This is a genomic window from Amycolatopsis sp. BJA-103, from assembly GCF_002849735.1.
GTDB lineage: Bacteria > Actinomycetota > Actinomycetes > Mycobacteriales > Pseudonocardiaceae > Amycolatopsis.
Genome location: NZ_CP017780.1, coordinates 8,057,337 through 8,077,256, shown reverse-complemented (window position 1 = coordinate 8,077,256; position 19,920 = coordinate 8,057,337). Strand labels below are relative to the sequence as shown.

General features: G+C 69.2%; 26 protein-coding genes. 10 read left to right on the top strand and 16 right to left on the bottom strand.

Annotated features, from left to right (window positions below):
* Nucleotides 1-190: 190 nt before the first annotated feature.
* From BKN51_RS36225 to BKN51_RS36205, 6 genes are all read right to left on the bottom strand, one after another.
* Complete coding sequence (locus BKN51_RS36225) at nucleotides 191-2,719, bottom strand: CHAT domain-containing protein (protein ID WP_101611874.1); 2,529 nt, start codon at nucleotides 2,717-2,719, stop codon at nucleotides 191-193.
* Between the two features lie 114 nt (nucleotides 2,720-2,833).
* Nucleotides 2,834-3,313 carry a hypothetical protein gene (locus BKN51_RS36220; protein WP_007030725.1) on the bottom strand — a complete coding sequence of 160 codons (480 nt, stop codon included), beginning with the start codon at nucleotides 3,311-3,313 and terminating at the stop codon, nucleotides 2,834-2,836.
* The gene (locus tag BKN51_RS36215; RefSeq protein WP_101611873.1) at nucleotides 3,310-3,915 is read right to left on the bottom strand and encodes an RNA polymerase sigma factor; all 606 of its coding nucleotides are present in this window, start codon (nucleotides 3,913-3,915) and stop codon (nucleotides 3,310-3,312) included. The genes BKN51_RS36220 and BKN51_RS36215 overlap by 4 nt, the downstream gene beginning before the upstream one ends.
* A 331-nt stretch (nucleotides 3,916-4,246) precedes the next feature.
* Nucleotides 4,247-4,414, bottom strand: coding sequence for a hypothetical protein (locus BKN51_RS43680; RefSeq protein WP_168214467.1), 168 nt, complete (start codon nucleotides 4,412-4,414; stop codon nucleotides 4,247-4,249).
* A gap of 115 nt (nucleotides 4,415-4,529) precedes the next feature.
* Nucleotides 4,530-5,255: an SGNH/GDSL hydrolase family protein gene (locus tag BKN51_RS36210; RefSeq protein WP_101611872.1), complete on the bottom strand. Its 726-nt coding sequence runs from the start codon at nucleotides 5,253-5,255 to the stop codon at nucleotides 4,530-4,532.
* A 102-nt stretch (nucleotides 5,256-5,357) separates the two neighbouring features.
* Nucleotides 5,358-5,858, bottom strand: a complete 501-nt coding sequence (locus tag BKN51_RS36205; protein ID WP_101611871.1) for a GbsR/MarR family transcriptional regulator — start codon at nucleotides 5,856-5,858, stop codon at nucleotides 5,358-5,360.
* Between the two features lie 94 nt (nucleotides 5,859-5,952).
* Here BKN51_RS36205 and BKN51_RS36200 point away from each other — a divergent pair, with 94 nt between their 5' ends.
* Both BKN51_RS36200 and BKN51_RS36195 read left to right on the top strand, forming a co-directional pair.
* The gene (locus BKN51_RS36200) at nucleotides 5,953-6,849 is read left to right on the top strand and encodes an ABC transporter ATP-binding protein (protein WP_101611870.1); all 897 of its coding nucleotides are present in this window, start codon (nucleotides 5,953-5,955) and stop codon (nucleotides 6,847-6,849) included.
* Nucleotides 6,846-8,483, top strand: a complete 1,638-nt coding sequence (locus BKN51_RS36195) for an ABC transporter permease (RefSeq protein ID WP_101611869.1) — start codon at nucleotides 6,846-6,848, stop codon at nucleotides 8,481-8,483. The genes BKN51_RS36200 and BKN51_RS36195 overlap by 4 nt, the downstream gene beginning before the upstream one ends.
* A gap of 33 nt (nucleotides 8,484-8,516) precedes the next feature.
* Here the strand turns inward: BKN51_RS36195 and BKN51_RS36190 are convergent, their stop codons facing one another.
* Nucleotides 8,517-8,912, bottom strand: coding sequence for a hypothetical protein (locus BKN51_RS36190; RefSeq protein ID WP_101611868.1), 396 nt, complete (start codon nucleotides 8,910-8,912; stop codon nucleotides 8,517-8,519).
* A gap of 55 nt (nucleotides 8,913-8,967) precedes the next feature.
* On the opposite strand from BKN51_RS36190, the gene BKN51_RS43385 reads away from it, so the two are divergent.
* Nucleotides 8,968-9,264, top strand: a complete 297-nt coding sequence (locus tag BKN51_RS43385; protein WP_158255747.1) for a hypothetical protein — start codon at nucleotides 8,968-8,970, stop codon at nucleotides 9,262-9,264.
* Between the two features lie 61 nt (nucleotides 9,265-9,325).
* Here BKN51_RS43385 and BKN51_RS36180 read toward each other — a convergent pair whose 3' ends face one another.
* The 4 genes from BKN51_RS36180 to BKN51_RS36165 all read right to left on the bottom strand — a co-directional run bounded on the left by BKN51_RS36180 (nucleotide 9,326) and on the right by BKN51_RS36165 (nucleotide 11,682).
* Nucleotides 9,326-9,901 carry a TetR/AcrR family transcriptional regulator gene (locus BKN51_RS36180; protein ID WP_101611866.1) on the bottom strand — a complete coding sequence of 192 codons (576 nt, stop codon included), beginning with the start codon at nucleotides 9,899-9,901 and terminating at the stop codon, nucleotides 9,326-9,328.
* 61 nt (nucleotides 9,902-9,962) lie between these two features.
* The gene (locus tag BKN51_RS36175; RefSeq protein ID WP_101613669.1) at nucleotides 9,963-10,748 is read right to left on the bottom strand and encodes a metal-dependent hydrolase; all 786 of its coding nucleotides are present in this window, start codon (nucleotides 10,746-10,748) and stop codon (nucleotides 9,963-9,965) included.
* Nucleotides 10,749-10,805: 57 nt separating this feature from the next.
* Nucleotides 10,806-11,159: an STAS domain-containing protein gene (locus BKN51_RS36170; protein ID WP_101611865.1), complete on the bottom strand. Its 354-nt coding sequence runs from the start codon at nucleotides 11,157-11,159 to the stop codon at nucleotides 10,806-10,808.
* Nucleotides 11,160-11,373: 214 nt separating this feature from the next.
* Entirely contained in the window at nucleotides 11,374-11,682 is a 309-nt protein-coding gene (locus tag BKN51_RS36165) for a WhiB family transcriptional regulator (protein ID WP_101611864.1), read from the bottom strand.
* Nucleotides 11,683-11,818: 136 nt separating this feature from the next.
* On the opposite strand from BKN51_RS36165, the gene BKN51_RS36160 reads away from it, so the two are divergent.
* The 3 genes from BKN51_RS36160 to BKN51_RS36150 all read left to right on the top strand — a co-directional run bounded on the left by BKN51_RS36160 (nucleotide 11,819) and on the right by BKN51_RS36150 (nucleotide 13,508).
* Nucleotides 11,819-12,235, top strand: a complete 417-nt coding sequence (locus BKN51_RS36160; RefSeq protein WP_101611863.1) for an anti-sigma factor — start codon at nucleotides 11,819-11,821, stop codon at nucleotides 12,233-12,235.
* Nucleotides 12,232-13,005, top strand: coding sequence for a SigB/SigF/SigG family RNA polymerase sigma factor (locus tag BKN51_RS36155; RefSeq protein WP_174720497.1), 774 nt, complete (start codon nucleotides 12,232-12,234; stop codon nucleotides 13,003-13,005). The genes BKN51_RS36160 and BKN51_RS36155 overlap by 4 nt, the downstream gene beginning before the upstream one ends.
* Before the next feature lie 77 nt (nucleotides 13,006-13,082).
* Nucleotides 13,083-13,508 (top strand): ATP-binding protein, encoded by a 426-nt coding sequence (locus tag BKN51_RS36150; protein WP_101611862.1) that lies wholly within the window; start codon nucleotides 13,083-13,085, stop codon nucleotides 13,506-13,508.
* Here BKN51_RS36150 and BKN51_RS36145 read toward each other — a convergent pair.
* Entirely contained in the window at nucleotides 13,477-13,953 is a 477-nt protein-coding gene (locus BKN51_RS36145; RefSeq protein WP_101611861.1) for a MarR family transcriptional regulator, read from the bottom strand. The genes BKN51_RS36150 and BKN51_RS36145 overlap by 32 nt on opposite strands.
* Before the next feature lie 55 nt (nucleotides 13,954-14,008).
* On the opposite strand from BKN51_RS36145, the gene BKN51_RS36140 reads away from it, so the two are divergent.
* Complete coding sequence (locus tag BKN51_RS36140) at nucleotides 14,009-14,644, top strand: nitroreductase family protein (RefSeq protein ID WP_101611860.1); 636 nt, start codon at nucleotides 14,009-14,011, stop codon at nucleotides 14,642-14,644.
* Here the strand turns inward: BKN51_RS36140 and BKN51_RS36135 are convergent.
* Together BKN51_RS36135 and BKN51_RS36130 are read right to left on the bottom strand one after the other, a co-directional pair.
* The gene (locus tag BKN51_RS36135; RefSeq protein WP_101611859.1) at nucleotides 14,622-15,278 is read right to left on the bottom strand and encodes an alpha/beta fold hydrolase; all 657 of its coding nucleotides are present in this window, start codon (nucleotides 15,276-15,278) and stop codon (nucleotides 14,622-14,624) included. The two genes, BKN51_RS36140 and BKN51_RS36135, sit on opposite strands and share 23 nt — an antisense overlap.
* 28 nt (nucleotides 15,279-15,306) lie before the next feature.
* Nucleotides 15,307-15,975: an HNH endonuclease family protein gene (locus BKN51_RS36130; RefSeq protein WP_101611858.1), complete on the bottom strand. Its 669-nt coding sequence runs from the start codon at nucleotides 15,973-15,975 to the stop codon at nucleotides 15,307-15,309.
* A 156-nt stretch (nucleotides 15,976-16,131) separates the two neighbouring features.
* Between BKN51_RS36130 and BKN51_RS36125 the strand changes: the two genes are divergently transcribed.
* A complete protein-coding gene (locus BKN51_RS36125) occupies nucleotides 16,132-17,124 on the top strand; it encodes a tetratricopeptide repeat protein (protein WP_101611857.1) in 993 nt (330 codons plus the stop codon).
* A 158-nt stretch (nucleotides 17,125-17,282) separates the two neighbouring features.
* Here BKN51_RS36125 and BKN51_RS36120 read toward each other — a convergent pair whose 3' ends face one another.
* Nucleotides 17,283-18,176 carry an SWIM zinc finger family protein gene (locus BKN51_RS36120; protein WP_101611856.1) on the bottom strand — a complete coding sequence of 298 codons (894 nt, stop codon included), beginning with the start codon at nucleotides 18,174-18,176 and terminating at the stop codon, nucleotides 17,283-17,285.
* A gap of 17 nt (nucleotides 18,177-18,193) precedes the next feature.
* Entirely contained in the window at nucleotides 18,194-18,850 is a 657-nt protein-coding gene (locus BKN51_RS36115; RefSeq protein WP_146044307.1) for an SDR family oxidoreductase, read from the bottom strand.
* A gap of 46 nt (nucleotides 18,851-18,896) precedes the next feature.
* Here BKN51_RS36115 and BKN51_RS36110 point away from each other — a divergent pair, with 46 nt between their 5' ends.
* Nucleotides 18,897-19,463: a TetR/AcrR family transcriptional regulator gene (locus BKN51_RS36110; protein ID WP_101611855.1), complete on the top strand. Its 567-nt coding sequence runs from the start codon at nucleotides 18,897-18,899 to the stop codon at nucleotides 19,461-19,463.
* A gap of 72 nt (nucleotides 19,464-19,535) precedes the next feature.
* The gene (locus tag BKN51_RS36105; RefSeq protein ID WP_101611854.1) at nucleotides 19,536-19,916 is read left to right on the top strand and encodes a very short patch repair endonuclease; all 381 of its coding nucleotides are present in this window, start codon (nucleotides 19,536-19,538) and stop codon (nucleotides 19,914-19,916) included.
* Nucleotides 19,917-19,920 lie beyond the last annotated feature (4 nt).

Genomic DNA, 19,920 nt, shown 5'->3' with positions numbered 1-19,920 from the left:
AACTCCTGTGGGCTACTGGGGAGAGCTGAAGGACGCCATAGCCGCGTAGGACGCGGTGAAGGGAGCCTTCGCTGCGTGCGATTCGGGGAAAGTCCCCTTCAGCCACAAGGACTTGCCGCGAAAGCTCCCTTCGCCGCGTCCCATGCAGCGAAAGCGTCCTTCACCGCGTCCCATGCGGGGAAAGTCCCCTTCAGCCCGCGCCGAGGCACAGGAAGGGACGCCGCAGCGGATCCGCGGCCGTCGCTTCGGCGAGCGCCAACGCGGGCGCGGTCCCCGAGGCCAGTCGCCGGTGTAGATCGGCCATCGCGTCGGCGGCGGCCTTGTCGCCGACTCGCGCGATCGCGCCGATGACCGTCCGCGAGCCGCTGGCGAGCAGCGTCCCGGCGAACCCGAGCGCTTCCTCACCGGGCCGGATGTGACTCATCGCGAGTTCGCAAGCGGCCAGCACCACCCGTTCCGGCGGCTTCGCGAGCCGGGCGGTTTCGTGCGCGTACAACGGGCCACCGACGAGTTCCAGCCGCGAGAAGAGCGCGTTCGCCGGTTCGTGCGCGCCGTGCGCGACCAGGTGCGCCATCCCCGAACCGTCCAAAGCGGACAGTACGGCGTCGCTGGTCGCGTCCTTCCCGTCGACGAGCAGGGCGTCCGGGTAGACCGTCCGCAGGTTCCGCACCTCACCGACCGAACCCGGCACCCCCGGCCCGCCGGCGAGCAGGACCGGCCCCTCGCTCCGCCGCCCGGACGCGGTCACCCAGGCCGTCGCCGACGGCGCGATCGACACCGGATGCCCGTGCAGTGAAGGCAAAGCGCCCCAAGGCAACGCGTACAGCGAACCGATCGGCACGATGATCAGCTCGCGGTTCTCCAGCGTCTTCGCCAGCGACGCGGAGATCAGCTTGTCCAGTTTGTCCGCCCGGCGCCGGGCGGACCCGGTGACGACCTCGACCAGCGGCGCGGGCAGGTTGTCCGGGGCCAGCGCGTCGAGGTCCGCGTGCAACTGCCGCGCGGTTTCGACGATCTCCCCGAGCGGACCCAGCTTCACGAGCCGGAACCGGCCGCGGTCGACGACCACCGCGTACAAGGTGTCGCGATACCCCATCAGGCTGACCAGCACGCGATCCCCGAGCTGCTCGACCACCTCTTCGGGTGCCGAGACCGGCCGCGGACGACCCCATTGGCTGGTGTACCACCCGAGCCGGGTCGCCTCCTGCTGCAGCCGGTCGTAGCGCTCCTCGAGTTTCCCGACCGGTTCGCCGGACAGCCGCCGCGCCTGGATCGTCCCCTGCACGTGCCGCATTTCGTTGATGTGCCGGGCGAGCGCGGGGTCTTCGATGACGGGGAGCGGTTCGTACCGGTACACCTGCGCTCGCGTGCGTTCCAGCCACGCGAACAGACTTTTCGCGCCGGCGCCGCTGCGCCTCGCCTTCTTGAGCACCAGTGTCAGCGCGAGTTTGCCCAGCTCCTCGCCGTGCGCCGCCGTCCCGCAGACGAGGTCGAGCCCGCCCATGCGGTCGCGGATCTGCCCGAGCTCCGCCAGTCCGGCGCGTGCCTGCGCGAGCGCCGAACGCGGCCGGTGGGACGCCACCGCGAGTTCGGCCCGGCACAACCGCAGCAGCATCCGGTGGTCGATCGGCGTGGTCTGCCGCGGTTTCGGCACCTGCGCCAGGAGTGTCTGCGCGGCGGCCGTCTCGTCGCGACGGATCAGCAGCCGCACCGCGAACATCCTGGCCGCGCCCACTTCGTCGCGCAGGCCGAGTTCGGCCAGCCGGATCGCGAGGTCGGCCAGTCGTTCCGGCAGTTTCGCGGACGGCTTCTTTTCCCGGTCCGCCAGCACCTTCACCGCGTCCGCGCGCAGCCTGGTCAACTCGGCGATCTCCGCCCACCGGCCGTTGCCACGCCGCAAGAAGCTCCGCCGCGCGGACGTCGCGAGTTTCTTCGCCAGTACGTGGTCACCCTCCAGGATGGCCGCGCCGGCTCGCGCGACCTCCGCTTCCGCGACGACGTGGTGCGCGCCGTTGCCGCGGAGTTCGGGGATCGCTTCGTCGAGATGTCGCGCCGCTTCTTCGGCGAGCCCGGCGGTGAGCAGGGCCTTCGCCTGGTCGAGCCGGACGAGCGGCAGTGAGCCGGGTCCTTCGGTGACGAAGATCGAGGCCGCCTGCTCGTAGTGCCGGAGTGCTTCGGGGATGTCGCCGAGCAACTGGGCGTGATCTCCCAGGTTGTGCCGGATCTTCCCCTCGAGACGGCGATGGCCGTACTCGACCGCGATGTCCAGCGCGCCCATCAGATCCGTGTAGGCGCCGTCGGGATTGGTCATCTGCAGATGCAGCCACGCCCGGTTCATCATGTTCCGGGTCAGGAGCAGGCTGTGGTCTTCCACCTCGTCGACCAGGCTGGGAAGCACCGCGTCGTAGAGCGCGAGCGCTTCGTCCAGCCGCCAGACCCGCATCAGGACGACGGCGCGTTGCAGCACCACGGTGAACCGGAGCAACCGCCGGATTTCGCCTTCCGGCAGCGAAAGCCGCACTCGTTCCGCTTCGTCCAGCCGAGCGAATCCGTCCTTTTGGGACAGGACCTCGGCCTCGGCCGCGGCGAGGCTGATCAGCACCCTGGCCCGGATCTCCAGCCTGTCCGGCCCGGCGGCTTCAAGCGGCCCGAGGCAGGTCAAAGCGCGCAGCAGCAACTTGATCGCGGCGCCCGGGCCGTGGTCGGCGGCGGCGGCCATCGCCTGACGATGGAGCTCCGCGGCCTCGGCTACGGGATCGGCGACAGGAGGAGACGACGCGGGCACACGCACTATGGGAGCACACCCACGCCGCATAACGGAACAGCCGTCCGGTTAGAGCACCACTGTCGGGGTCACGACGGTCCGCCGGCATGTCACGTCGCCGAGGTGGATCACGATCTGGGTGGTTCCCTGGGGGACGTTGTCCAGCACGAACCGGCCTCCTTCGTCGGCGGTGGTGGAACTCGTCCCGTGCTCGGCGACGCGAACCTCCACTCCGTACTCTCCGGCGGGCACGAGCCAGCCGTCGATCCGGTGTTTCTTGCCGATCTTGGTGAGGTTGATCATCACGGTCAGATCGCTGACGGTGAAGGTGATCGTGCCGGTGTCGCTGCCGCGAACGCCGGCCGTGGCGTCCATCCGTTCCCAGCGGGCGACCTCGACATCGAGGTTTTCGAGCGCGAGCGCGAACTGAACCCGCTGCACCAGGTCTCCCGGTGGCGGGTCCAATTCGTCCATGAAGCGCCCGATATCGGCGAGCAAGGCCTCATCGCCCGGGGAGGTCATCTCCCCCGGCGTCCCGAGGTCGTTCATCGGCTTCCCCCTTCGTGGGCCAGTAGGTCGCGCATCGATTCGAGGCAACGGCCCCTGGTCGGGCCGACACTTCCGCGCGGCATGCGGAGTGCTTCGGCGACCAGTTGGTATTCGGCCCGCCCGGCGAGCACGGTCAGCCGAAGGAGCTGCTGACAACGGTGCGGCAAGCGGAGGAAGGCGCGCCAGACCCGGCGATCCCGGTCGGCGCGGACGGCTTCCTCCTCGGGAGCCGGGTGGGTGCTCTCCATGCTTTCGGCCAGCTCGTCGGTCAGCGGGACGGGCTGAGCGCGGCGGCCGAAGGGATGCTGTGCTTCGCGTCTGGTGGTGGTGATCAACCAGGCGGCGAGCGCCTTGGGGTCACGAAGCTTGTCGAGCTGGCTGAACAGGGCGAGCCATACCGTCTGGACCACGTCCTCGGCGGTCAGGCGATCGAGCCCGTTCGCACGCGCGACATGCCACACGAGCGGGGTCAGCTCGTGCACAAGTCTGTCCATCGCCTGGCGGTCACCGGCCCGCGCCGCGCGCATGCAGGCGGCATGCAGGTCGGCACCGGTCAGTCCTTCCCATGGCGGGTCTACCTCGGTCGTTTGCACGTCGGTCACCGTATCTGCCCCACTTCGGACGTGTCTTCGTGTCGGCGCTGGCAGTATCGCGGGCCCTTCGGGGAGAAGGAGCGTGCAAGAGGCTCTGGGATACATCAAGTCACTAACTTTTTTGTGGGATTCGGTCGTCCCCCTCGGTCAGGTGGTGAAGGGCAAAGGCACCGGCCGGCGCGAGTAGGTGTGGACTGCGCACCGGCCGGTCCTTTTTTCCCTCCCCCCGGGCCCGCTCCCCAACGGGCCCGCGTCCGGGCGTCCCCCTCCCCCGAAGGAGCACCCGGAGGTGATGCCCGGAGGCCCCCTCGGCCTCCGGACATCACCTGTCTGTGTTCGTTCAGTTCACCGGCGGCTTGGTGCCGTTCGGTTCCCAGTTGCCGTCCGGCCGCGTGCCCGGACGGGGCGGGACGGGTGCCGTGATCGGACCCGGCTTCGGGGTTTCCTCGAGGTCCTCGGTGGCCTTGGCCTCGTCCTCGACGGGTGCGGTGTTGGTCTCGGTAGTCATCGGGTGCCCTCATTTCCTCGACTGCTCCATAGGACGCAACGAGGCTGCCACCAGATACACGCAGAGCCAGCTTTTTCGCAGAAATTTCTTAATCTGTGGCAGGCGAGTGACCTGATCAGCGCTTTTCCGGCCTGATCGTGTCGCTGAGTAGTTGACGGCTCACGTCAGCGAGTTGTTCGGCCCAGCGCCGGTAGCCCTCGGGACCGGGGTGAAAGCGGTCCTCGGCGAAGGTCGCGGGGTCCAGCATCGCGGCGGGCATCGGGACGTGGACGACGCCGGGCAGCAACGCCAGCCGGGCGGCCGCGGCGTCGAGGACGGCCGACCGCGCGCCGAGGACGTCCCGCAGCGGACGCGGCAGTGCGGGGAAACGGTCCATGGGCGGCACACCCGCCAGCACCACCGGGACCCGTCCGGCCCGGCGTCGCAGGGAGACGATCAGGTCGAGCAGGTCACGCCGGTAGCGCGCGGCCGAATGCAGTTCGATCGTGTCGTTGACGCCCAGCGCGATCACCACGAGGTCGGCGGGTTCGAGCAGCGGCAGCAGCTCCTCGCGCACCACCTTGGCGTTGGCGCCGGTCTTGCCGACGGCCTGCCAGGCGACCGCGCGGCCGTCCCGCGCGAGTTCGTTCGCGAGCCGTCCGGTCAATGCCTCGGCGTGCGTCGCCGCGCCGACGCCGTCCACAGTGGACTCACCGAGTACCGCGAGCCGCAACGGGCGGCCGTCGCCCGCCACGAGGCCGCTGACCGGTCCCGTCGCGCCCGGCAGCCGCGGCGTCGTACGGCGCACCCGGACCGCCTGCGCGAGGAGGATCGGGGCGAGCATCACCGCGCGACTGATCACCGGGCGACTCTACTTCCGCGTTTCGTCCTCTGGTTGCGATCGTTGCGCACGCAACAACCGCAAGCAGAGGACCAATCGCGGGGCAGGCGCGAGCGCTCTGACCTACTTGCCCTTTTCGGCCCGCATCGCGTGCCACTTCGCGTACATGTCGTTGAGCTCCTTGATCATGAAGCTCAGGAAGTCCCGCATCTCGGCGACCCGCTCGCCCGCGGGCGTGTCCGACCCCAGCGCCGCGACGCCCTCGTCGGCGGCGTCGCGCCACAAGGTGATCATGCGGTCGCGCTTCATGAAGGTGGCGTACCAAAGGTCGTCGAAGAGCCGGTAGTGGTCACGGCGCGAGCCCGGTTCACGTTCCTTGGCGACCAGCCCGATCTGCTCCAGCCAGCGGACGGCCCCCGAGATCGCCGCGGGACTCACCGAAAGCTGTTCGGCCAGTTCGGCGGCGGTCAGGCGACCGGCGTCGGTGGTCATCAACGCGGCGAACACCCTGGCCGGCATCCGCTGCATCCCGATCTGGGAGAGCGTGATGCCCAGGTGCTCCACATAACGGCGGACGGCGTCCTCGTCTCTCTGGGTGCTCGAGGCACTCTCAGGCGTCGTCATGAGTACATCCTCTCGTACAACCCCCAGAGTGATCACACCGTCCATACGTTTTCTTAACTTCACAACTTCGTGAATTCACTGTACCTTCAGTTGCATGGAAAACGCCATCTCCATCTCCGGCCTCCACAAATCCTTCGGCCGGACCAAGGCTCTGGACGGCCTTGACCTGCAGGTACCCGCTGGGGAGGTGCACGGCTTCCTCGGTCCGAACGGGGCGGGGAAGTCGACCACCGTCCGGGTCCTGCTCGGCCTGCTCCACGCAGACTCGGGCGACGTCCGCCTGCTCGGCGGCGACCCCTGGAAGGACGCGGCGAGCCTGCACCGGCGCCTCGCCTACGTCCCCGGCGACGTGAACCTCTGGCCCAACCTCTCCGGCGGCGAGGTGATCGATCTGCTGGGGCGGCTGCGGGGCGGGCTCGACCAGCGCCGCCGCAAGGACCTCATCGAGCGTTTCGACCTCGACCCCAAGAAGAAGGGGCGCACCTACTCCAAGGGCAACCGGCAGAAGGTCGCGATCGTGGCCGCGCTGGCCTCGCACGTGGATCTGTTGATCCTCGACGAGCCGACCTCCGGCCTCGACCCGCTGATGGAGGCCACCTTCCAGTACGCGATCCAGGAGGAACGCGAGCAGGGCCGCACGGTGCTGCTGTCGAGCCACATCCTCGCCGAGGTCGAGGCGCTCTGCGACAAGGTCAGCATCATCCGCAACGGGCACACCGTCGAGACCGGCACGCTGGCCGAACTCCGGCATCTCACCAGGACGTCGATCTCGGCCGAACTCGCCGGCCCACCGAACGGGCTGACGAAACTGGAGAACGTCCACGACCTCAAGGTCGACGGCAACCGGGTCCGCTTCGACGTCGAAACCCGGTCCCTCGACGACGCGCTGCGCCAGCTCACCCAGGTCGGCGTCCGCAGCCTGACCAGCCAGCCGCCGACGCTGGAAGAACTGTTCCTCCGTCACTACACCACCGAAGCGAGCGCGAAATGACCGCGACGCTGGATCGCCCGGCGGCCGTTTCCGGTCCGTCGCACGGGTTGGTCGGCACCTGGCAGCTGACCAGGCTGGCGCTGCGGCGGGACAGGATCGTCCTGCCGATCTGGATCATCCTGCTCGGGATCATGCCCTCGACGTCGTCGGGAACGTTCGAAACGCTGTACCCGACGGCCGCCGAACGGGCCGGGCTCACCGCGAGCATGGGCTCGAACCCGTCGCTTTCGCTGATCTACGGCCCGGCCTTCGACCTCTCGACCGCGGGCGGGTTCACCGCGTGGCGGCTCGGCGGGTTCCTCGCCCTGATCGTCGGGCTGATGGCGGTCTTCACCGTCACCCGGCACACCCGCGCCGAGGAGGACACGGGCCGCGCGGAACTGCTGGCTTCCGCGGTGGTCGGCCGGTACGCGCTGCTGAGCGCCGGTGTCCTGGTGTCCGCCGGGGCGAGTGTCCTCATCGGACTCGTCGAGACCGCGCTGATGATCGGCGCGAAGCTGCCCGTCGCGGGGTCGTTCGCGCTCGGCGGCGCGACCGCGGCGACCGGGCTGGTCTTCACGGCGGTCGCGGCGGTCGCCGTCCAGGTGGCCGAGTATTCGAGGACGGCCAACGGGATCGGCGCCACCGCCGTCGGGGTCGCGTTCCTGCTGCGCGCGGTCGGCGACTCGACGACGGACGCGACCTGGGTCTCCTGGCTGTCCCCGATCGGCTGGACGCAGCAGATCCGGCCGTTCGCCGACGAGCGCTGGTGGGTGTTCCTGCTGCCGCTGGCCGCGACCGTGGTCGTCGGCGCCGCCGGGTACGCGCTGCTCCCGCGGCGTGACGTCGGCACCGGCATCATCCCGCCGCGGCCGGGACCCGCCGAAGCGGTGACGTCGCTGCGCAGCCCGTTCGCGCTGGCGTGGCGGCTGCACCGCGGTCCGTTGATCGGCTGGCTGATCGGCACGGCGGTCTGCGCCGCGGTGTTCGGCTCGGTCGCGAGCGGGATCGGCGACGTCGTCGGGGAGAGCGAGCAGGCGAAGGAGATCTTCCAGCGCCTCGGCGGCACGGACGGGCTGATCGACGCCTTCATGGCGGCGATGACCGGCCTGTTCGCCATGGTCATCGCGCTCTACGGGGTGCAGGCCGCGCTGCGGATCCGCGCCGAGGAGACCGCCATCCGGGTCGAGCCGCTGCTCGCGACGAGCGTGGGCAGGCTGCGGCTGCTGGGCAGCCACCTCGTGTTCGCGTTCGCGGGCACCGCGCTGATGATGGTGGTCAGCGGTGTCCTCTTGGGACTGTCGAACGGGATGCGGTCGGGCGGCGTCGGCGGCTCCGTCGGGGACATGGTGGTCGCTTCGCTGGCGCAGCTTCCGGCGGTGTGGGTCATCGTCGGCCTCGCCGTGACGCTGTTCGGCCTGGCCCCGAAGCTCTCGACGGCGGCGTGGGCGATCGCCGGGCTGGCGTTGCTGCTCAGCCTGTTCGGCCCGGTGCTGAACCTGCCGCAGGTGCTGATCGACGCCTCGCCGTTCTCCCACGTTCCGAAACTGCCCGCCGCGGAGTTCACCGCGACACCGCTGCTCTGGTTGACCGGGGTCGCCGTGGTCGCGCTCGTGGCCGGGCTCATGGGCTGGCGGCGTCGCGACGTCGGCTAAACCGTGAAGGCCGCTCTTCGGGGAGGGCGGCCTTCACGGTTCTTGCCGTACGTCGCCGCCGGGCGTGACGACCAGTTTCGCGACCGGCACCCCGCCTCCGCACTCCTCGCCCGCCGGGTACGCGATCCCCGGTGTCACGACGAGGAAGCGCGGTTTCCGGTCGTCGAAGGTCACCGTGGTCTTGATCGGCGTGGTCGGCAGACCCTGGATCGGGACGAAGACCTGCTCGCCACCGGGCGCGGATTCGGTCACGCAGTCACCGGCCCAGCACAACTCCAGCGACACGCGCTCGAGCCCGGCGGCCACTTCCCGTGGGATGTCGAGCGAGATCCCCGGCGACAGGGCGATGGCCGGGCAGGCCTTGTCGCCGGATTGGCCGCACGCGGTCAAAGTCGCGAGCAGGAGCACGAAAACGGGGAGCCGCCACATACCGGGCAGACGACGCGAGAGGCCGTTCAGGTTGCATCAATCGCTTCGGTATCCCGTGACCGAGGTGGGCGGGAGCACCGTCGAGGTGGTCGACGGCGTCACGGTACGGGTCACCGTCCGGGGCGCGGGCGTGCTGGTGCGCGTGATGGTGAGCGGTTCCGGGACGACCGCGGGCAAGGTCACCGTGACCGGCCCGACCGAACGGGAGGTCGACGTCGGCGAAGGGGTCGTACTGACTTCGTGGACGCGGGGCTGTGGCTCGCGACCGGCCACCAGGAGGGCGGCGACGAGCAGTCCGGTGGCGAGCCCCGCGAGGGCCGCGACCGTGACGGAACCGGTGGTGGGACCTTGACCGAACATCCGGCACCCCCTCGCCATGCGAAGCGCAGGTACGAGGACTACTCGCGTTGATCTTACTTTTTGTTACGCAGCGTGCAAGTTGAGTCGAGTGTCCGCAAGCCGTCGATCAGGATCCGCACCAGGTGGCGGTCCGGGCGCGAATACCGTTCCGCGGCGAGGCAGCCGGCGATCAGGGCGCGCAGGTCTTCGCCGTCGATGTCCTCACGGACCACGCCCGCGGCCTGCGCCCGCGTCAGCAGCGCCTGCAGCGCCGACCGGAAATCGGTGCCCGCGCTCGCTTTGAAGCCCAGCCCCGTCGTCTCCGCGAGCGCGTCGCAGAGAGCCCGGTTGAGGGACGCCTGCTTGACGACGCGTTTGAAGAAGTCGAAGAACGCTTCGCCGGGGTCTTCGGCGGTCAGCAGTTCGCGTGCTTCCCGCGCGAACTGCTCCAGGCGCTCCAGGACGACAGCCTGGAAAAGTGCTTCCTTGCTGGGGAAATGCCGGTAGACCGTACCCGCGCCGACACCGGCGAGGCGGGCGATCTCGTCGAGGGGGACGGCGAGACCGTCAAGGGCGAAGGCCTCTTCGGCCGCTGCGAGCACCTTCGCTCGATTACGCCGCGCGTCGGCGCGCAGCACGGGCTTGTCCACTGTTCTCCCCTCAACCGGGTCCGGCGTTCCGATTCAACGCCGCCGTCGGCGGGGGCATTCCTCACTGCACCGCGGTCTGCGTCCCATCCGGTGTGAGCAGGCCCTGGACCGTGGTGAAGAGGTACTCCCAGACACCCGGGATCAGCACCACCGCGGCGACCGCGAACACCGGGAAGATCAGCCGGTTCTCCACGTTCTTACCGGTGCGGAACCGCAGCGGCTTCGGCGGCCGGATCTCGTACCAGGTCTCGCCCGCGATCGGGATCGGGAACAGGAACGGGCAGCCGGACTCGGTCAGCGCGTCCCCGAGGCAGTGCACGAAACACCCGGCCGCGACGGCGATGCCGAGCCAGCCGGAGATCTCCGCGAGCTGCGCCGCCTTGTCCGGTGGGGCGGTCCACACCCACCACGCGACCGCGGCGCCGCTGACCGGCAGCAGCCAGTCGCCGAGCGCGCCTTCCGCGAGCAGCAGCCCGAGGACGACGACGCCGAACACCGCCCACGGTCCGCCTTCGGTGGTACCCCAGGAGGTCAGGAAGCCGAGACCGACGGCGAACAACACGGTGTGCGAGAGGTGCCGGTGCTTACCGGTGACCTTCTCGTCCCGGGGTCCCTTGGTCAGCGCGTAGAGAGCCGCCGAAACCCGGCGGAGCACCCAGGAGATCGCGCCGGTGAACCAGCCGAGCAGCTTCGACGCGCGAGCGCCCGGATGGTCGAGGTCGGGCAGGAGGGCGAAACCGGCCGTGGTCGCGGCGAACACGACCGACTGGTGCACCGTGCCCGCTCCGACGGCGGGCGCGAGCGCGAGACCCGCGCACCAGCCTGTCAGGGCATGCGTCCGCCCCATCATCGTGCTGCTTCCCCCAGGTGTCGCGGATCACGAGCCCACGACCGTAGCGGGGGATCAGGCGGGGGGCTCTTCCGACACGCTGAGGTGCTCGGCAACGCCGGTGAGCTCGATCACTCGGCTCACCTGCGGGCTGGGCACGACTTCGAGCTCGACGGCCTTCTCGGCGGCCTGGCGCTGTGCCTGGAGCACCACGTTCAGCGCCGAGGAGTCGAAGAAGGTCACGCCGGTGAGGTCGGCGACGACCCGGCCGGACGGTTTGTCCGTGATCAGTGCCCCGAGGGTCTCCTGGAGCTGCGGGCTCGTCAGCAGGTCGAGCTCACCGGTGACCACCACACGCGGTACAGAAGCGTCGGCGTCCAGCGTGATGCTGAAACCGGGCGGCGTGGTGTTCTGGTCCGCTGCGGGCATGCACATTCTCCTCATCAGGTGAGAACCGACGCTCGGCGCCGGAGCTCGCCTGTGGTCTCAAGCTACGGCCGCGTCCAGTCCGGACACGGACGCACGCTCTTCTTCGGCGGGTAGGCGTGGCTGTCCCCGCAACGACAGTCCCAACCCTAACCCAGTCCGGACGGGGCGCCACGATCGCCGTCACGCGCGTCGCCGACCGGTGCCCGGGACGCGCTCAATGCGCCGTCAAGGCCTTGCGCCCCGCGCGGCGTTCCCGGAGGAAGAGCTCGCGGCGCTCGATCTCGCCGAGACCACCCCAGATGCCGTACGGCTCCTGGACGGCCAGCGCGTGCTTGCGGCACTGCGCCAGCACGGGGCAGGCCTGGCAGATCGCCTTGGCGCGGGATTCGCGCCGCTCACGGGCCGAACCGCGCTCGTTGTCCGTGTGGAAGAACAAGCTGCTGTCGGCGCCTCGGCACGACCCACGGAGCTGCCAATCCCACTCTTCCGCCACCACGTTCGGCAGCCGGCTCACGTCAGCCATGTCGGTCCCCGCCTTTCCAGGAGATCGTTTGTCGCGGGTTACATGCCCGCCGCCTGCGCGAGTCAAACGTGGGTTTGGTTTGCTCACACTCAGGGCATCTGACGAGTCGGCAGTGCAGCTTGAGAGAGGAACACACGTGGTGGACAACACCCCGCCCAACGGGGAGGGCGCTCAACTCATCGAGGTACGCACGGCCGCGGTACCGCATGTGGTGCCGACCCTCCGGACGATCGTCGCGGACATCGCGATGCGTCAGGACTTCGACCTGGACGCGGTCGAAGACCTCCGGATGGCGGTGGACGAGGCCTGCTCGATGCTGCTTCCCGCGGCCTCCGACGGCCACCTGACCTGCGTTTTCTCGTGGAAGAACGGACGGATCGAGGTGACCGTCTCGGTGCTTTCGGACTCCCCGGAACACGACGACGAGACCGGTCTGTCCTGGCAGCTGCTCACCGCGCTGGCGACGTCCGCGCGACGGAGTGTCACCCCGGCCGACGGCGGCTACCTGTCCAGGGTGGAGCTCATCCGGGAGAGCGAGGCGGCCCGGCCGTGACCGAACCCGTCGAGCAAGACGGCGCGGACGTCCCGGCCCTGTTCGAGCGCATGTGCGCGCTGCCACAGGAAACCCCCGAACGTGAACGGCTTCGGGACGAACTGGTGCGCGCGCATCTGGAACTCGCGCGCAACCTGGCGCGCAAGTTCCGTAACCGGGACGAGTCGATGGAGGACCTGGTCCAGATCGCGACGATCGGGCTGATCCACGCCGTCGACCGCTTCGATCCCACTCAAGGCAGTGACTTCCTGGCCTTCGCGGTCCCGACCATCTCCGGCGAACTGCGGCACCACTTCCGCGACAACAGCTGGTCGGTCCGGGTCCCGCGGCGGCTCAAGGAGCTGAACGCGAACATCTCGGCCGTGCGCGAAGAGCTGACCGTCCGGCTCTCCCGCGCGCCGAAGCCCAGTGAGATCGCCGCCCATCTCGGCGTTCCCATCGACGAGGTCTACGAGGGTCTTCGCGCCGGCCAGGGCCGGTACGGGGCCTCGCTGGACAACCTCCTGGAGAACTCGGCGCACACCCGCTTCGGCGAGGCGGACGCCAACCTGAGCCAGGCGGAGCTCCGCGAGGCGCTGCGGCCGATGCTGGAACGGCTGCCCGATCGTGAGCGCAAGATCGTCGCGCTGCGGTTCGGTTCCGGGATGAGTCAGTCGGATATCGCCCGCCGTGTCGGGGTTTCCCAGATGCAGGTGTCACGGTTGCTGTCCTCCACGCTCAAGAAACTGCGTGAAGGATTGACCGAGACAGAACTCACCGACGGAGTCTGATTCGACCTTCACCCTTGTGGGTACCTGGGAGACGAACAGCGGATCTGGGAGTCTCTCGCGAGGGGAGGTGCGGAACCATGACGATGTCCAAGACGCGATCGGAGGGCTCGTTACCGGTGGTCTCCCTGCCCCTACCGGTCGATGTGACGGCCCCGGCCGTCGCGCGACAGGCGGTGCGGGCGACTCTGGCGAGCCTCGGCCTCGACGGCCCGGCCGTCGACGACGTCCTGCTCGCGACCTCCGAACTGGTCACCAACGCTTTCGAACACGGTGAGAAGCCGGACAGGCTCGAGGTCGAGTACGCCGAGGGCAGGCTCACCCTGCGGGTCTTCGACTCCGGCTCGGACTGGCCGAAGCTGAAGGAACCGTCGCCGATGGCGGCGCGCAGCCGCGGTCTGCAGCTGGTGCACACGTTGTCCGACGACTGGGGACACGAGCCGTGCGACGGCGGGAAGTACGTCTGGGCCGTGTTCAGTCTTGATCGGGCCGACGCCCGATCCTGAGCGCGGCGTCCGTTTCGGCGATGCGGTCGCGGAGCGATTTCCGCTCCAGGGCCTCGACGGCGGCGACCAGGACCTCCCTCAGCGGGTACGGCAGTTCGGTTTCCAGCTGTTCGGCCGCGGCCTGGGTCGCCGCCCATTCGGCTTCGAGCGTCGGCATCAGCCGTCGCGTCTTCTCGGTCAGGGAAACGATTCTCTGCCGGGCGTCCCTCCCCGGTTTCAGCGAGACGAGGTCCTGGCGCGCCATCTGCGCGACGGTCTGGCTCGCGGCGGAATGCGTGACACCGACTTCCGCGGCGAGATCGCGGATGGGCATCGGCCCGCGCGCGACGATCGCGCGGACGATCGGGGTGAACCGCGGACGGTAGTCGCCCAGCCCGATGTCCTCGAAGAACGCGGAGACGTCCGCCTCGGTCAATTCGAGGACGTGGCGAAGCAAGGTACCCATCCCTCGTTCGCGCGGCGGCCTCCCCACCAGCGGATCATAACGACATAATCTCCGGATGACGCCCGAAGAGCTGCTGACGACCACTCGAACCGTCCGCAAACGACTGGACCTGACCCGGCCGGTCCCCCTCGAACTGGTGAAACACGCCCTGCAGGTCGCGCTGCAGGCGCCGAGCGGGTCGAACACGCAGCGCTGGCACTGGCTCGTGATCACCGACCCCGGGCAGCGCGCCGAACTCGGCAAGCTCTACCAGCGGGCGTGCCGCGAGTACCTGGATTCGCCGAACGCGGCCGGGAAACTGTTCGCGGACGACCCGGCGCGTTCGAAGGTGCAGCAGCGCGTCGGCACCAGCGTCGAGTACCTGGCCGACAAGATGGGCGAGGTGCCGGTGCACGTCATCCCGTGCCTGGAGACGAAGACCGCCGATCTGCCCGCCGGAAACCAGGCCGGACTGTGGGGGAACCTGCTGCCCGCCGTGTGGAGCTACATGCTCGCGGCGCGGGCGGTCACGCTCGGCACGGCGTGGACGACGCTGCACCTCGCGTACGAGAAGGAGGCCGCGGAGATCCTCGGCCTGCCGGAGAACGTGCACCAGGCCGCGCTCATCCCGACGGCGTTCTACACCGGCGACACCTTCAAGCCCGCCGCGCGTCAGCCGCTCGAAGACGTCATGCGCCTGGATCGCTGGTGAGGTAGGACTCCAGCCGGTCCGCCAGGACCTTGGGGTGGCTCAACGGAACGGAGTGCGAGCCCTCGATCTCGTCGGGCGCGAAGCCGAACCGGTCCTGGACGACCCGGCGCTGGAACTCAGGCGTGAAGAAGCGGTCTTCGCGCGCTATGAGCACCTTCGTCGGGACGTCCGGCCACTTCTCCAGCGGCCACGGCTCGCCCCATTCGGCGCTGACCTGGTTGCGGCCGTGCGAGCCCGCCTCCGCGACGAGGTCCGCCGGGACGCCGTTGTAGAACTTCTCCTCGTCGCTGAGGTCCTGGTTGTCGGCGAAACCCGTGTTGCCCCACCAGTCCCCCGGTGACTCGCCCGGCTTCGGGATCATCGCGGTCAGCAGCACGAGCAGCCGCGCCGAGTGCTTCGCGGCGACCAGCGGCGCGGTGAAACCGCCGTAGGAGTGCCCGAGCACCACCAGGTCGCCGCGGTCGCCGATCGCCTTGGTGACGGTGTCGACGTGCTCGGCGAAGCCCGCCTTCTCGTCTTCGATCGGCAGGTTCACCGCGACCACGTCGTGTCCGCGGCCGGTCAGTTCCGCCTCGAGGAGGTGGAAGTCCCAGGCGCTGCCGCCACCGCCGTGGATCAGTACGAAGGTCGCCATCGCCCCAGCTAAGCCGAAGCCGGGGAGATCAGCAACGACCGAGCATGTCGCCGAGCGCGCTCTTCTCCGCCGTGGTGATCGTGAGGCCGTAGTAGTGCTTCACGGTGATCCAGTCCGTGGCGTAGGTGCACCAGAACGAGACGAGCGGCGGCTTCCACTGGTCCGGCGCCTTGTCGCTCTTCTCCTGGTTGACGTTGTCGGTGACGGCGAACAGCTGCGGCCGGGTCAGGTCGTTCGCGAACTGGCGGCGCTTCTCGTCGGTCCAGGACTTCGCGCCGCTGACCCAGCTCTGGGCGAGCGGGACCATGTGGTCGATGTCGACGTCGGTCGGGCTCGTCCAGGTGTCGCCGTCGTAGATGCTCGTCCAGCTGCCGGAGGTCGGGGCGCAGTCGGAACCGGCCTTGACGTCCTTGCCGTCGCGCTTGAGCACGAACTCGCGCGTGTTGCAGTTGTTCCCCTGGTTGTCCCAGTGCGGGTACTTCTTGCGGTCGTAGCCGTCCATCGAACCGCGCGGCGCGACGGCGAGCTCGTCCAGCTGCTTGCGCGCGTCCGCCGCGCTGGCGGTGTTGGCGGGCTTCGGTTGCAGCGCGTCGCCCTTGCCGCTCACGAACCAGAACACCGCGAGAACGACGGCGGCGAGGGTGATCAGCAGGAGCAGTCGCTGAGCCGTGGTCATCTGCCGCGTACGCGTGGCCACCGCGCGATTCCTCTCGACGGGGATGGGGAGTGACCCAGTATCGCCGGGCCCCGCGGGGAAACCGGGAGCGACACGGCGATGACAGCAGGTAGTTGTTGTCACATCGGGGGTCTGATCAGCGACTACCCCTGGGACGCTGCCGGAAGGAGCGGGCTTGTGGGCGCCGAAAAACGCAAATGGAACACCAAGGTCGACGACTATCTGAACCGGAAGGCGGCGGAACGCGGACACGTGATCGCCATGGCACGTATGGGATCCACCGCACTGGAGCGCGGCGATCCCGACGAGGCCGAGGCGTGGTTCCGCAAGGCCGCCGCGGGCGGGGACCGGGTCGCGATGGGCAACCTGGCGCATCTCCTGCGCGAACGCGGCGCGCCCGAACAGGCCGAACGCTGGTACCGCGAAGCCGCGACCGCCGGTGATTCGCATGCCATGTCGCAGCTGGGAAATCTCTGTGCGCAGCGGGGCAGCCTCGACGACGCCGAGGACTGGTGGCGGCGCGCCGCCGACGAGGGCCGCGTCGAGGCGATGGCGGAACTCGGAAGGTTGCTGCACCGGCGCGGTGCGCTCCGGGAGGCCGAGGGCTGGGCGGGCCAGGCCGCGGAGGCGGGCAACGTCGAAGGGATGATCACGCTCGGCGCCGTGCTGTGCGACACCGATCGGGCGCGTGAAGCGGAACCGTGGTGGCGCAGGGCGGGCGAAGAAGGCGACGCTTCCGCTCTCTGCAAACTCGGCCTCAAGGCCGAACGCCGGAACGACCTCGCGCGCGCCGAAAGCTGCTATCACGCCGCCGCGGCCGCCGGTGCCCCCGAAGCCGCCGTCCGGCTCGGCCTGGTGCTGCACCGGCGCGGCGAGGTCGAAGCCGCCGAACGCTGGTACCTGAAGGCCGCCAAACGAGGCGACGCCGCGGCGATGACCAACCTCGGCGTCCTCGCCAACGACCGGAACGACCCCGGCGAGGCCACCGCCTGGTACCGGAAGGCCGCCGAACTCGGCAGCGTCCCCGCGTACACCAACCTCGGCAGGCTCGCAGCCGACCACGGGAACTTCCAAGAGGCCGAACACTGGTTCCGCGCGGCCGCCGACACCGGCGACCAGGCGGGGCAACGGGATCTGGAGGAGCTGTACCGCAACCGGCAGCGGTTCTAGGCCTTGTCCTGCGCGTCGGTTCGATGGGCTTCGTGATCCAGGCGGCCTCTGACGGTGCAAGCGGCTTGGCCTCGTACCGGGTTGTACTCGGCCAAGCCGCTTGTGCCGTCAGAGACCGCCTGGGCGCGAAGACCGCGGACTGACGCGCAGGACACGGTCTAAGCCTTCCAGTTCCTCATCGCCGCGAAGCCCTCGCGCAGCCGTTGGAGTTTGCGGCTGCGGTACGGGTCCTCGCCGTCGTCGAGCCGCCACCGCTCCTCGACGCCGGCGCGGAACACCGCGAGCCCCTCGAAGCCGAGCCCGGCGGTGAAGTCCGCGATGCTCACGTCGACGCGGCCGGATCCGTCGAGATCAAGCCTTAGCAACCACTCCGCGAGCTCCTTGGGCTCCGGCGGCGAGTCCGCGCAGGCCTCCGCGTACAACGCGAGCGCGCCCCTGACCTCTTCGGCGAGCGCGCCGAACGAGTCTTCGACGAAGTCCAGGGCCTCCACCACCAGCTCGACGATGCGGCACAGCAGCGGCCCGTCCATCACTTCCCTGGCGGTGGCGAGCACCTCGCGGACCTTCCCGGTGTACGCGACCGTGCCCTGGAAGCCGACGAAACCGCGCAACCGCAACGTCCCCTCGACATGACGCCGCAACGCGTCGAGGTCCTCGCGACCGGCCCTGAGCGACAGTTTGCGGAACAGGGCGGGATCCTCGTTCGCGTGCCCGACGAGCAGTTCGACCAGCTCGTCGCGAGCGAGGGTTTCGACGTACCCGCGGATGTCGGCCGCGCCCCCGTCCGCCGCGCCCTCGAGGACCAGCAGGCCGACGGCCACGCAATGCTTGCAGAAGAACCCGTCCGCCGCGTGCGGGCAGGAACACTCGCCCACCAGCTCGCCGTCGATGTCGCGCAACCGGACCGTGTACCGGTCGGTGCCGCTGACCACCGCCGTGACCCCGCCCGCGACGTCGTCCAGCGTCTCCACCGACTCCAGGTACTTGGCCCCGCGCGCGAAGGAGACGTCACCGGCCTGCCTGCGGAGTTCGTCCTCGCTGAACCACGTCACCGGCCCATTGAACCCCCTCAGGTTCGCGGACCGAGGAACAACCCGCCGCTCGCGTCGAGGACCTGCCCGGTCACCCACCGGGCGTCGTCGGAGGCGAGGAACGCGACGACGTCCGCTATGTCGTCTTGGTTCCCCAGCTTTCGGTGTGCCGTGAGGTTCGCGATCGCGGCCTCCAGCTCGGGCGTGAAGATCCCCTCGTTGGCCTCGGTCCTGGTGGCGCCCGGCGCGACGACGTTGACCGTGATCCCGCGCGGCCCGAGCTGCTGGGCGAGGGTGCGGCTCATCGTCTCGAGCGCGCCCTTGGTCATCGCGAAGGACGTCTGCGCCGGGTTGGCCATCCGCGTGGCGACCGAGGAGATGTTGATGACGCGGCCGCCGTCGTTGATCGGCGCTCGCTGGATGAGGAAGTACGGCGCTCTCACGTTCACCGCCATCAGATGGTCGAAGCTTTCGGGCGTGTCCGTCTCGATGGGCCCCGCCGGTGGCGCGGCCGCGTTGTTGACCAGGATGTCGAGGCTGTCGATGCCTTCCAGGGCTTTGTCGACGCCCTCCATGGTCGACAAGTCGGCCTGGCTGCTGTCCTGCCTTCGGACTTCGACGCCGTCTCTCTCGAGCCTCCGCGCGATCGCCGCCCCGATCCCGCGTGAGGCTCCCGTCACCAATGCCGTCTTCATGCGCACCCCAGATGTTAGTGACTAACACTTTGATAGTGTCTACCACGTGAGCCTCCGAGACCGCCAGCGCGCCGAGACCCGGTCTCTGGTGCAAACGCACGCCGTCCGCCTCTTCACCGACGTCGGCTACGACGCGACCACCGTCGCCGACGTCGCCGCGGCGGCCGGGGTCTCGGCGATGACGGTGTACCGGCACTTCCCGACGAAGGAGGACCTGGTCCTCTACGACGAGTACGACCCGGTGACCGCTTCTGCTGTCGCTGCTCAGCCGGCCGGTCCTTTGCCTTTGCGGATCGGGCGCGCTTTGGAGTCGACTGCCGCTTTGGGGTCCTCGTCGGAGAAGGCGTTCCTGCTGGCGCGGCTGCGGCTGATGATCTCGGTGCCTGCGCTGCGGGCGCGGCATCTGGACAGCCAGTACGCGACGGCTGATGCGATCGTGGCCGCTCTTTGTGGGGCTTCGCCGGCGCCCGAGGAGGAGTTTCGGGTGCGGGCTACGGCTATGGCTTGCCTGGGGGCGGCGCATGTGGCGCTGATCCGGTGGGCTGAGACGGACGGGGAGGGAGACTTGCCGGGGTTGATCCGGGAGGCGCTGACCAGCGTATTCGACGGCTAGCCTGCTGACCCGACAGGGTGTTGCGAGTATGTGCACGTGAAGCTGGATGCATCAGCGGACGTCCGAACCAGGATGAGCAAGCAGAAGTCTCGAAATACTCGAATCGAGATGGAACTGCGCAAAGCCTTGTTCGCCCGAGGGTTGCGGTACCGCGTCCATCGCAGGCCGGTGAAAGGTGTACGCCGGGAAGCCGACGTCGTGTTCGGTCCTGCACGGGTCGCGGTCTTCGTGGACGGTTGCTTCTGGCATGGCTGTCCGGAGCACGCGACGTGGCCGAAGAACAACGCCGACTTCTGGCGCACGAAGATCGAAACCAATCGCCGGCGCGACCTGGACACCGATGCTCGCCTTGCCGAAGCAGGATGGCTGGCTGTGCGGGTATGGGAACACGAAGCAGCCGAAGCCGCGGCCGCCCGCGTGCACGAAATCGTGCTCGCCAGACGGCCGGGCTGAAACC